The 12,389-nt window shown below is 51.2% G+C and carries 8 protein-coding genes; 4 read left to right on the top strand and 4 right to left on the bottom strand.

All coding sequences use genetic code 11. From position 1 onward, the window contains the following. Positions 1-44 precede the first annotated feature (44 nt). The gene (locus CWE21_RS10365) at positions 45-896 is read left to right on the top strand and encodes a DMT family transporter (RefSeq protein WP_126834374.1); all 852 of its coding nucleotides are present in this window, start codon (positions 45-47) and stop codon (positions 894-896) included. A gap of 80 nt (positions 897-976) precedes the next feature. On the opposite strand, the gene CWE21_RS10360 is transcribed toward CWE21_RS10365, so the two are convergent. Beyond that, a complete protein-coding gene (locus CWE21_RS10360; protein ID WP_241970280.1) occupies positions 977-2,476 on the bottom strand; it encodes an MBL fold metallo-hydrolase RNA specificity domain-containing protein in 1,500 nt (499 codons plus the stop codon). A 66-nt stretch (positions 2,477-2,542) separates the two neighbouring features. After that, positions 2,543-2,911, bottom strand: a complete 369-nt coding sequence (locus CWE21_RS10355; protein WP_126834373.1) for a hypothetical protein — start codon at positions 2,909-2,911, stop codon at positions 2,543-2,545. Positions 2,912-3,150: 239 nt separating this feature from the next. Between CWE21_RS10355 and CWE21_RS10350 the strand changes: the two genes are divergently transcribed. Continuing rightward, positions 3,151-5,061, top strand: a complete 1,911-nt coding sequence (locus CWE21_RS10350; protein WP_241970279.1) for a nucleoside-diphosphate sugar epimerase/dehydratase — start codon at positions 3,151-3,153, stop codon at positions 5,059-5,061. Between the two features lie 15 nt (positions 5,062-5,076). Here CWE21_RS10350 and csrA read toward each other — a convergent pair whose 3' ends face one another. Further along, positions 5,077-5,265, bottom strand: coding sequence for a carbon storage regulator CsrA (gene csrA / locus CWE21_RS10345; RefSeq protein WP_126834372.1), 189 nt, complete (start codon positions 5,263-5,265; stop codon positions 5,077-5,079). A gap of 748 nt (positions 5,266-6,013) precedes the next feature. Here csrA and CWE21_RS10340 point away from each other — a divergent pair. Next, positions 6,014-8,698, top strand: a complete 2,685-nt coding sequence (locus CWE21_RS10340) for a putative bifunctional diguanylate cyclase/phosphodiesterase (RefSeq protein ID WP_198675109.1) — start codon at positions 6,014-6,016, stop codon at positions 8,696-8,698. Between the two features lie 85 nt (positions 8,699-8,783). On the opposite strand, the gene CWE21_RS10335 is transcribed toward CWE21_RS10340, so the two are convergent. Next, a complete protein-coding gene (locus CWE21_RS10335; protein ID WP_126834370.1) occupies positions 8,784-9,944 on the bottom strand; it encodes a DcaP family trimeric outer membrane transporter in 1,161 nt (386 codons plus the stop codon). A gap of 368 nt (positions 9,945-10,312) precedes the next feature. Between CWE21_RS10335 and acs the strand changes: the two genes are divergently transcribed. Then, positions 10,313-12,256, top strand: coding sequence for an acetate--CoA ligase (gene acs, locus CWE21_RS10330; protein ID WP_126834369.1), 1,944 nt, complete (start codon positions 10,313-10,315; stop codon positions 12,254-12,256). Positions 12,257-12,389 lie beyond the last annotated feature (133 nt).

Genomic DNA, 12,389 nt, shown 5'->3' with positions numbered 1-12,389 from the left:
ATAACGAAAGTAAAATGCCGCCTTCAAACTCAACAGAGGTGGCAATGGATCGTTCGGTAATTCAAGCAGTTATCATGCTAGTGTTCGGCAACAATGTGGCGATTTTGTCTGACTCGCTGATCAAGCTGGTCGGCAGTCATGACGCGCCGTTTCAGTTTGCTTTCTTGCGCTTAATCAGTGCGTTAGTTGTGCTTATGCCGCTAATGGTTCTACTGAAAAAGCCCCTGAAACCGACACATACACGATGGCATTGGGTCCGCGCACATGTGTGGTTGGTCAGTTCGCTGTGCATGGTGATTTCGTTGACGACGTTGCCGCTGGCGACTGCGAATGCGGTTTTTTACGCTGCGCCGCTGATTACCGTGGTGCTGGCGGTGCTGCTGTTTAGTGAGCGCGCGTCGCTGGCGTCCTTTATTGCTTCTGGCTTAGGGCTTGTGGGCGTATTGGTGATTGTAAATCCTACGGAAATGAACGGCTTCGCTCTCGCAGCGTTGGTCGTAGCACTGTCGTTAGCGATTAATAACCTGCTAATCAAAAAGCTTCCTGCCCAGCATGGCGTGGTTGAAACGCTCTATTACACAACGCTTTTGGCACTCCCATTGGCGGCGCTTGGGGCGTGGATTGAAGGTGCTACGTGGTCATGGAGTATGGCGCTGTTGGCCTTCGGCTCCAGCGTGTTTGTATTGATCTACGCGGCGACCTGCGTCTTTGCCTATCGCGCCGCCCAGAGCAGTGTGGTGTCAAGTGCTGAATACACTGGCTTGATTGGCGCAGTGCTTGTAGGGATGGTGTTTTTCGCGGAGCAACCCGAGCTGCGGTTCTATCTTGGCGCCATGTTGATTGTCGTGCCGCTGGTTACATTAACCTTTTTGCAGCGTGAGGGCAGAGGTCAATAGCAAAACTGTGTCAGAAGGGAGGGCTGCCCTCTCTAATGCAAGTGGGGGTGGGGGGACGTCTGCCCTAGGTGCTAAAGGGGTTAGGGGGTGGTGATGTGGTGTTGGCGGAGTGCGTGGGTGAGTGCGCGTTGAGCGCTGGGAGCGCCGTGAATAAGGCGTACGCGGCCGATATGTGAGGCTTGCAGGACGAAGTCGAGGAGTTCGGCTTGGTCGGCGTGGGCGGAGTAGCCGCCGAGGGTGTGAACGCCGGCGCGGATGGTAATGCGCTCGCCTTCGAGTTCGACGTAGCCGCCTTCTGGGCCATAGCGCTGGATGTCGCGGCCCGGGGTACCCTCGGCTTGGTAGCCGACAAAGACGACGTCGGTGCGCGGGTCGGGTAGAAGAGCTTGTAAATAATTCACCATGCGACCGCCGGCGCACATGCCACTTGCTGCAATGACGATGCAGGGTTCTCCTGAGGTGCGTAGGAAGTTCACGATATGTTCATGGTCGGCGTGGCTTTCAACAACGTGCAAACGACTGAAGTCGAGCGGGTTACGACCTGCAAGGTTACGCGCTAGTGCTTCGGCGTCCCAATGGTCGTTCAGTTGTTGGTAGAGCTTGGTAAATGCGGTTGCCATGGGCGAGTCCAAGATGACGGTGATCTTGGGCCAAAAGCTACCGTGTGTGGCGATGATGTCTTCGATCTCGTACAACAATTCTTGCGTGCGACCGATACTGAAAGCTGGAATTAATACGGCCCCGCCGTCGGCAACGCAGTGTTCGATGACACCTCGTAAGCGTTCTTCGCGATCGGCGCGCGATTCATGCAGGCGGTCGCCATAAGTGCTTTCCAAATAGAGTACGTCGGCGCGCTCTAAGGGGGTAGGGTCGGGTAGTAATGGCGTATTTCGGCAGCCGATGTCACCAGAAAAGACGATGCGGTAACTGTCAGCTTTCGCGGCGTCGGCAGGGGTGTTGTCAGTCGTGTTTGTCGCCGCAAGTGCTTTGCTACGTTCGGGCCAGTCAAATTCAGCATAGGCGGAACCTAATATATGCCCGGCCTGACGTAATCTCAGTCGCAGCGATGCCGGACCATTCTTGCCAACAGCACCAGCAGCCCCAGCACCACTATCCGCCCCGATTAGCTTCGTCAAATCAGTCCACGCATCATATTCAACCGGCACTAACAAAGACTGCAAAAGCTCCAATACCGAGGCAATCAAGGCCTTGTCGCGGGTGAGTCCTAAACGCAAGGCGTCCTCGATGACTAACGGGAGCAACATTGCGGTGGCGCGAGTGCAGTAAATTGGCCCGCGAAAGCCGGCGATTAATAAATAAGGGATACGACCGACGTGGTCAATGTGGCAATGGGTGACGATAAGCGCGCGGACATTGGCTAACGAAAACCCAATTTCTGGAGCACCGGCCGACCCAGACGATTCAAAAGAACCCGAAGACCCAGAACCAGCAGCTTCTTCGCCCTGGAACAAGCCACAATCGATTAGCACCGAGTCGTTGGCGCTCAGGAAGAGCTCGTGGCACGAACCGGTAACGCCATTAAAGGCGCCGTGATGAATGACTTCTCCTATCGATGGCACACTCTTCTCCTACGGCTGGCACACTCGTCCTCTACGGCTGACACGCTCGTCCCTTGTTCGCGACGCTTACAAACTCCGACCGGCGCGCAGTTTACCCGAGAGCTCGGCGGCGTTGACCGCGCTGCGTTCAACCATCGCAATACAGAATAATAAGCAGGAGAGCAGGACTAAGGCAACGGGGGCGGCGAAAGTGGTGACTTGTGGTTCCAGCGTGTCTGTTGCCATGGTGGTGATACGTGCGTGCAAAGCGGTGAAGCCCGCGGCAATAAAAAAGGCGCTGCCAATCAAGCTGGAAAGTTCACGGTGGTGCTGAATAACGCCTAACGACAAGGCGCAGATTATCCCCAGCGCAACAAAGAGCCAGACAAAGATATTGGCGGTCCAAATGGCGGTTACAAGTGCTACGCCTGCACACAGTATTAATAAGAATTTCATAGTGCCAAGGTCCTTCTTTCGCGGTCTTTCCATCATGCTTTACACGAAGCAAACAAAAAGATAACACGCGAGAGGGTGAATACAAACAATTTTTTTGTACTCTTTCGTAACACTTAAGCGTGATCTCTTGCTGCGTCAGCGAGGCAAAGTTATACTGACCACAACTAAGGAACAGTTCGCAGCCAAGCCCAAGGCTCATGCGAACTCAAGTACCGCCCATTACTCGGATGTAAGCCAACGTGAAACTGTTAACCTCACTTCTACAACTTCCACGGCCAGCAAAGCGTGCGATTAGCGTTATTGTCGATATCTTGGCGGTGACCATCGCTTTGCTATTGGCGATGTTACTGAGTAAAGACACGGTCATTCCAGAGAATCTGGTGAGTTGGCTGAGTGTCTACAGTTATTTAATCATCGGTTCAATCGCAGTGTTCGTGAAGTTGGGGTTGTATCGAGCGGTGGTGCGCTATGTTTCGGTACGGGCGTTCATTGTGGTTTTCACCGGTGCATTCATTTCGACGCTACTCCTCGCGGCATTAGCTTACGCATTTAAGATTAACCTGCCAGCGACTGGCATCGTGAATTACGGGCTGACGGCGCTACTTATTGTTGGCGGCAGTCGTTTCGCGATGCGTGAGATCTATCATCGTTTGGTGAGCCGCAAAAAAACGCCGGTGATGATCTACGGTGCTGGCTCGGCGGGGCGTCAACTTGCGCAAGCTTTAACGAATGGTGAAGAATTTGCCCCCGTAGTGTTCGTAGATGACGACAAAACGCTGCAAAGCGCGATGTTGCTGGGCATCCCGGTGATTGAGCCAAGTGAAGTGGAACGTACCGTTAAGAAACAAGGGATTGAACGTATATTGCTCGCCTTACCGAGTGCCTCGAGAGCGACGCGCAAGGCAATCCTTGAATCGCTTGAAACGCTGAACGTGAAGGTGCTCACAGTGCCAGGCATGGCCGATATGGTGAATGGCGACATGACCATTGATCAGCTGCAAGACGTCCGCATCGAGGATTTACTCGGACGCGACCCAGTTGAACCTGATCCGGCGCTGATGCAGAAACACATCAAAGGTAAAGTGGTGCTCGTCACTGGTGCTGGGGGCTCTATTGGCTCTGAGCTGTGTCGGCAGATTATCCTACAAAAGCCGAAAGCGCTGATTCTTTATGAATTGTCGGAGTTTGGCCTGTACAGTATTGAAAAAGAGTTGCGGGAGCTGATCAGCAAACACAAGTTACCTGAAATCGATATTTATCCGATTATTGGTACGGTGCAGCGGCGTAACCGCATTGAGGCCGTGATGACGTCGTTCCATGTGCAAACGGTCTATCACGCTGCGGCTTATAAACATGTGCCTCTCGTTGAGTTCAATATGGTCGAAGGCGTGCGCAATAATGTCTTCGGCACCTGGCATACGGCTGAGGCGGCACTTAAGGCCAATGTCGAGTTATTCGTGCTTATCTCAACGGACAAGGCGGTGCGTCCGACCAATGTGATGGGTACCACCAAGCGTCTTGCCGAGCTCGTGTTACAAGGCTTAGCGGAGCGCACCAAGGCGGCGCAAGGCAACACCCGGTTCTGTATGGTGCGCTTTGGTAACGTACTCGGCTCATCTGGTTCGGTGGTACCGCTATTCAAGCGTCAAATCGAGCAGGGCGGGCCGGTGACCGTCACGCATCCTGATATCACGCGCTATTTTATGACCATCCCTGAAGCTGCACAGCTGGTGATTCAAGCGGGTACCATGGGCGATTCTGGAGCGGTATTCGTGCTTGATATGGGCGAGCCGGTGAAAATTGTTGATATGGCCCGTAAGATGATTCACTTGAGTGGTCTTGAAGTGCGCTCCAACAAACACCCGCATGGCGATATCGAGATAACCTACACCGGTTTACGCCCCGGCGAGAAGCTTTATGAAGAGCTACTCATTGGCGACAATGTTACCGACTGTGATCATCCGCGCATTTGTCGTGCGCACGAGCAGGCATTGAGTTGGCAGCAGATGGACGCATTACTTGAGCAACTGAACGACGCTTGCCAAAACTTTCGAATTGACGACTTGCGCGAACTGCTGCTCAATGCGCCGACCGACTACCAGCCGAGCGACGGCGAAATCAACGATCTCATCTGGCAACATATGCGTTAGGGTTTACCCAAAGGGTTAAACGTCAGAAAACTCTTTGTTTTGCTCGCGTTGAATGCGAAAGAACACTTCTTCGCGATGTACGGGTACTTCACGAGGCGCTTCAATCTGAATTTTGACTTGAGTGCCACGAACTTCGGCGATGTTGATTGTTACGTCGTCACCAATTTTCAGTGACTCACCGGCTTTACGTGTGATGATAAGCATAGCTGAATATCCCTATATATTTTTGTTTTTCCAAATGAATAAGTCGTGACTAGTATAATCCCTGGGTAGCAAATGTCTTGGTTTTTTAACGCAAAAGATACAACTTTTGTCGTTTAATTGTCCGACGAAGTAGGCGAAATCCTTCCAACCCCTGTCATATGTCATATACCCGTAGCTAAGTGCCTGTGCTTAAATGCTTCATAAGCCGTTTCTGCGCTACGCAAATTCTTCACAGTAAAGTATGTAATTCACAACATTTACAATGTAAACTCATTGGACCAAATAACGAAAAACGAATAACGAACAACGAACAACGAATAACGAACAACGGAACAAGATAAACTCATGGCGCCAAGGAAGAAAACACGGAAAGTCTATCTGTATCGCGGAAACGAGGCTGTCTCGACTTACGTGCAACCAAGTACGGATTCTCGGTTCCGCTCTATTTCCTCTATTTGTGACCATTTCAAGCGCAACCCCACCTTAACTCATGCCGATCTCATTGATGTTCGTGGCAAAAGTTGGCACATCGGTCGAAACACAGGCCGCATGCGACTTTTTTGGATTCTTTTACGCCTAAGCTAACAGCGCAGCTTGGCCGCTATTGACTCTCTATTGGCCTCAATAAAGAAGCTATCCAAATAAAAAATTTTGTGTTTAGATGAGTCAGTAACGTTAACCAAAAGTATCTTACTGGCCGATGAAAATTATAAACACAGACATACAGGCTAGAGCTGTTCTACAACTCGTGACGGCGACGGCGCTTTTTTTCGCCGGTGTGCTGATACTTGCTTATCGCATTTTAGAACCCTCACAACAACTGCTTTACCATTCCACTAGCTCGTCGTTTCAAGTCTTGATGGTAAGTCTTGGCCTTGCCGTGTTGCTCCGCAGTTACTTTCGACGGAGCCAAATTGCAGCAAGACTCTCCGCGGTTTTTGCTCTGCTGGGTTCGATTGCCATTCTCGATGGCATCACGGGTAGTTACTTTGATACGTTTAACGCACAGATCCCCTGGTTCGCCTATCTTGGCTTTTTGCCTCTTACCGTTAGCCTTTTGAGTCTTTTTCCGGAAGCAACGCAACGCAAGCCTTGGCAGCAGCTGTTTTTGCAGGCGAGTGCGGGGTATGGTCTTGCCTTTGCCGGCATTGGCTTTGCTTTTTTGATGATGCACCTGTTCTTAAAATCGCCGCTGCTCGCCAAGCACCCGACCGGCAGTTTAGTGGTCTGTGTCGCCGCATTGCTCGCAGGTGTTGCATGCTATGCGACGCATTACCGTGGCCGGCGGCCGTTGCCCAAGTTATCGCCGACCTCGGCAAACTTCACCACTTTGGCGGTATTGACGGTCATGGTGTTTGGTATCGGTATGTTCCATACCCAAATGGCCGATTTACGTTCTGACGGCGAGCGTGCGGTGCAGCAGTTGGAGCAAACGCGGACCGCCATTGGCGAGAGCATTATCGAGTTATTCAACCGTTTGGGGCAGCGCTGGGAAATGTATCCTTTGCGTGAGCATTCAGAATTGATGGAAGTCGATATTGTCACCTACCTCAAGGACATCAATTATCTCGACGCATTGTTTTTAATTGCACCCGATAAAAGTGTGGTGTTCGAGCGGTTAAAACCATCACGTAACAGCTATTACGAAGCGATGATGAATGACCCTGAGATCCTCAAAGGTCTTGCCAGAAATAGCGAAAGTACTGAGATCTTAGTACCAGAGTTTGCGGTAAAAGACTTGACCGCCAAGTTGGTGGTGCGCGTACCCATTGATTTCGTCGATCCCGAGGGGCAGCGTGATAGTGGTCTCTATTCGGTACTTGCGGTACTCGATGTGCGGGCCATGCTTGGCACTGCTGTAATGAACACCGTCGATTCAGATATCGAAACCTATACCCTCGTGCGACCGGGGCGTTGGATGGACCGTGGTGGTTTTTGGGTTACCGAGCCGACGGCAAACTACCTCGAAAACAAAGCGATTAAGCTTTATAGCAGTACACTGTCCATGTATTACAGTTCCGGCATCCCGACCGAAGCGTATCTGTATCGACTTGATACCCTTCAAGAAACCTCGAACTTACAGATGCTGATAATTGTCGGTGGTATCGGACTGGTGTTGCTTGTAGTGCTTGCCGTTGAACGTAACGTATCACTGGAGGTTCAAGGACGACAGTTATTTTATCAAGCGCACCATGATGCACTGACTGGATTGTGGAACCGCTCGAGCATTGAGCAGTATATCGGGACCAAGTTCTACGAGACCAAAGATGTCACAGTACTCTTTATCGATCTCGACGGCTTTACCTTGATTAATGACAGCCTTGGCCTGCATGTCGGTGATGAAATACTAAATCAGCTGGCTGAACGGCTGGAGAGCGAGCAGCCGCGCCGCAGTGAGCTCGCGCGCTTTGCCAGTGACGAATTTATTTTGGTGCTCGATGGTGCAACGACCTTCCCAGAGCGCGTAAAAAACTTAGCCGAAGATATTATGAGCCTCGTTGCACAGCCATATCGCGTCGGAGATAACAAGGTTTATCTGACGGCGACCATTGGCGTCGCGCACCAAACCCCGGATGTGCGGACCCCGTTAGAGCTGATCCAGCGTGCGGATATGGCCATGCACCAAGCCAAGAAGCTCGGTTATAACTACGTGCTCGAATACGAGCCGAATATGGCGAAACGCCTTATTTCGACCTCATCGATGCGCAGTAACTTGCAAGAGGCGATTGATAACGACGAGCTTGAACTGCATTACCAGCCGATTGTGCGTAGTAATGATCAGCACGTTGTGCAAGTGGAGGCGCTGTTGCGTTGGCCACAGTCTGACGGCAGCTTTATTGCGCCTGATGAATTTATCCCAGTAGCAGAAATGACCGGGCAAATTATTCCGCTTAGCGAGTGGGTCTTTAAGCGGGCGTGTGAGGACGCCATCAAGCTGCAGCAACGCGAACCTAAGTTGCGAATGTCCGTGAATATTTCTGCTCTACACTTCAATCGCGCTAACTTTGTCGATTTCGTTTTGGATACCCTAGCCGAAACCGGCTGTCGCGGTGCCTGGCTCGAACTCGAGTTAACCGAAAGTATTCTGTTAGAAGGCAGCCAGTATGCCATCGAGCGTCTCGAAATGTTGCGTAAGCATGGTTTGAGCATCGCTTTAGATGACTTTGGTACGGGTTTTTCAAGTTTAAGTTACTTGAAACGTTTGCCGCTTGATGTGGTGAAGATCGATCGCAGTTTCATCGCTGGGATTCGCCATCATAAGGGCGATAGGGTGCTTATTGAAAGTGTGATCAAGATTGCACAGAGTTTGAATTTTGCAGTGCTAGCAGAGGGCATCGAGACGCCGCAGCAGGCGGAGTTTGTGACGGAGTTGGGGTGTAATTTTCTGCAAGGTTTTTACTTCGGCCGCCCAGTCCCGCTGGAAGACCTCTAAACGCGTTGTTTGCTATTTGATGTTCGCTGTTCGAAAAACAAAAGGTTTGAACAAACAGCGAACAGCAAACATCGAGCAACGTTTTTTAGAAGCTGTACATGGCCATGAACTGTAGACGGGTCATATCGCCATCGACACCAGCCTCAGTCTCACGTGTCGCGCGTGAAAGTTCCGCACCGAAAGTAAGATTTTTCGCTGGCGAGTACATGTAGTTCGCGCCGATGCGTTGAGTGTATTCGGTCACACTTACGCCGGTCAGTGCGGTGTCGTTATCGGCCCAGCCGCGACTATAAACGAAGTTCGAGCGCGCCTTTTCGCTCCACATATGACGATACGCAAGAGTGATCCCTGACGAATCGATGGTTTCCAAATCGCCATTGGCATCGACAACTGCTGCGTTAAAGGTATTCAAACCTAAGTAACGACCGAAGCCCGAACCGGTTTGGAACGACGCCCGAATGTCATTTTTACCGAGCTGCCATTTTGCCCCGACGGAAATGCCATAACCCGAAGCGGTTTCGTCGCTGCCATCGCCATCCACATCATGTGCAAGCTGGCGCACTAAACCGGCGATGCTGTACGATAAATCTCCCGACTTACCGACGTATTTAGCTGTTAAATCAGGTACCACGCCGTCACTCGAAGTGATGCGGCCACCACCACCGAATGGTGTCACTGTGGTTTCTGGGTTCTCTGCCGAGACACTGAAGCCACCTTGGGTGTAGCGAATTTGTGGCTGACGGGCGAAGATGATGCCATCGGTAGCGCCGATAAAGTCGACTGATTCAGGCAAGATGCTCAAGTTTTGGAAGTTTGACCACGCCTGACCCACCAACCAGTTACCATAGGTGAAGTAGGCTTGGCGTAAGCGCGGCGCATACGAGTTGGTGATGCGTTCGTCACCGACTGGAACAGTCAAAAAGTCCAGCTCGATGCGTGCTTTGACCGTTTCTCCGTTATCAAGATCTTGGCTGACGTCAAAGAAAAAGCGCGACTGGCGCGCATGCACATCGGTCACTACGTCGTCACCGTTTCCACCGACTGGAGTGGTGCTCGGAATATAAAATTGACGACCAATAAAGCCGCTGGAAGGTGCGGTGCCGTCTTGATAATCTGACATGAAGGCATCAAGTTTAATATAACCGCTGAAACTCCATTCGGGGTCAGCAGCATGAGCCGGTGTCATGGCGATTGCGCCTACTACGGCACTGGCAAGCAGCGATTTAGTTAGTGTTTTTGGCAGCATTGCGGTGCTCCTTGTTAAAGAAAAAAGCGTTGTTTGATGTTTGATGTTCGTTGTTCGAAAAGAAAAAGGTTTAAACAAACATCGAATAGCGAACAACGATTTAGTGCAGAAAAGCATCGAATGGTTGGGGCAAATAATCAATCTAGACTATGGTCTAATGGTCCCCAGCGCCGCAATAACTGAAGGTATAGCCATACAAAAAACGTTATTCGTTGTTCGTTATTCGTTATTCGTTATTCGTAGCCCGTGGTTCTACCACGGGGAGCCTCGAACTCGACGAAAATGGTCAAAATGGCAGGTGTGACCCGTGGTAGAACCACGGGCTACCCAAACAGCGAGTAGCGCAGCGCACGAATTTAGGAGGTTTTATGCAGCAGAACGTATACAAAGTGCCGGCGGAAGCGAAGAGCCGTGCGCACATCGACAATGATCGTTATCTTGAAATGTATCAGCAGAGTGTTGAGGACCCTGAAGGTTTTTGGCGCGAGCAAGGCCAGCGTATTGACTGGTTTAGTCCGTATAGCAAAGTAAAGAATACCAGCTTCAAGCCGGGCGATATCACCATTAAATGGTTTGAAGATGGCACGTTGAATGCCTGCTACAACTGTGTCGACCGTCACTTAGCGGAGCGTGGTGACAAAACGGCGATTATCTGGGAGGGCGATGATCCTTCAGTGAGTGAAGAGATCAGCTATAAGCAACTGCATGCGGAAGTGTCGCGTTTTGCCAATGGTTTGAAGAAGCTTGGTGTAGAGAAGGGCGACCGCGTAGCGATTTACATGCCAATGGTGCCTGAAGCGGCCTATGCCATGCTGGCATGTGCGCGCATTGGCGCGGTGCATACGGTGATTTTTGGTGGCTTCTCACCTAACGCTATCGCAGATCGTGTCAACGACTGTGGTGTGAAGGTGGTGATCACCTCCGATGAAGGTCGTCGTGGCGGTAAAACCACGCCGTTGAAAGCCAACGTCGACGAAGCACTAAAAGACAATCGTTGTCCGTCGGTTGAACATGTTGTGGTAGCGAAGGTTACCCATGGCGACGTGGCGTTCGATGAGCAACGTGATATTTGGTGGGATCAGTTAGTGAAGGACGTTGCTACTGAATGTCAGCCAGAAGTCATGAATGCGGAAGACCCGCTGTTTATTCTATATACCTCGGGCTCAACAGGTAAGCCAAAGGGCGTATTGCATACTACCGGTGGTTATATGGTGTGGGCATCGATGACCCATGAGTATGTGTTTGACTACCATGAAGAAGATGTTTACTGGTGTGCCGCGGACGTGGGCTGGATCACCGGTCATACGTATATCGTTTATGGTCCGCTCGCGAACGGTGCAACGACGTTGGTATTCGAAGGTTTGCCGACTTACCCAGGTGTGGGTCGTATTGGTGAGGTGGTCGACAAGCACGGTGTGAATATTCTTTACACAGCACCGACGGCCATTCGTGCGTTGATGGCGAAAGGCACGGCTGCTGCCGATACCAGTTCACGCAAGTCGCTACGCACGTTGGGTTCGGTGGGCGAGCCGATCAACCCTGAAGCTTGGGAGTGGTATTACAAGGTGATGGGCGATAGCCGTTGTCCGATTGTCGATACTTGGTGGCAGACGGAAACCGGCGGCATCATGATCACGCCATTACCGGGTGCAACTGACCTGAAACCAGGCTCAGCGACGCGTCCATTCTTCGGCGTGCAGCCTGCGCTGGTCGACGCTGACGGAAATGAACTCGAGGGTGCGGTCGATGGTAACCTGGTGATCAAAGATTCATGGCCGGGTCAGTCACGCACGCTATGGGGTGACCATGAGCGTTTTGAGCAGACCTATTTCTCAGCCTACAAGAATTTGTATTTCTCAGGCGATGGCGCGCGCCGCGATGAAGACGATTATTTCTGGATCACCGGTCGAGTCGATGACGTACTCAACGTTTCCGGACACCGCCTAGGCACTGCTGAAATTGAGAGCGTACTGGTTGAGCATCCAGCTATTTCAGAAGCGGCTGTGGTCGGCTACCCACATGACTTGAAAGGCCAAGGTATCTATGTGTATCTGATTGCCATGTCGGGCACCGAAGTTAGCGATGACTTGACTAAAGAAGTGCGCGAATGGGTGCGCAAAGAATTGAGCCCGATTGCGACGCCAGACTTTATTCACTGGGCGCCGGATTTGCCGAAAACTCGCTCGGGTAAAATCATGCGTCGGATCTTGCGCAAGATTGCTGCCAATGAGTTTGAAAATCTTGGCGATACTTCTACGCTCGCCGATCCAAGTGTGGTAGATTCTCTAATCGAAAATCGCTTAAACAAGTAAGCGTAGCCCGATGTAATGGTCTCCTCCAACAATACGGCATCGCAATGTGCCAAAATGATACGTGATCATTTACATGCTGGAGGAGACACAGGTGAGTATTGTAACCAGAATCGGACTAGATTTGGCAAAAGAT

The organism is Pseudidiomarina aquimaris (assembly GCF_003987395.1).
Lineage (GTDB): Bacteria > Pseudomonadota > Gammaproteobacteria > Enterobacterales > Alteromonadaceae > Pseudidiomarina > Pseudidiomarina aquimaris.
The sequence above is the reverse complement of the archived record's forward strand: the minus strand, read 5'-3'. Positions and strand labels throughout refer to the sequence as shown.

Excerpts from the sequence above, each read along its gene's own strand:
- CWE21_RS10365 (WP_126834374.1), top strand. The coding sequence starts at position 45 with ATGGATCGTTCGGTAATTCAAGCAGTTATCATGCTAGTGTTCGGCAAC.
- CWE21_RS10355 (WP_126834373.1), bottom strand. The coding sequence starts at position 2,911 with ATGAAATTCTTATTAATACTGTGTGCAGGCGTAGCACTTGTAACCGCC.
- csrA (WP_126834372.1), bottom strand. The coding sequence starts at position 5,265 with ATGCTTATCATCACACGTAAAGCCGGTGAGTCACTGAAAATTGGTGAC.
- CWE21_RS10335 (WP_126834370.1), bottom strand. The coding sequence starts at position 9,944 with ATGCTGCCAAAAACACTAACTAAATCGCTGCTTGCCAGTGCCGTAGTA.
- acs (WP_126834369.1), top strand. The coding sequence starts at position 10,313 with ATGCAGCAGAACGTATACAAAGTGCCGGCGGAAGCGAAGAGCCGTGCG.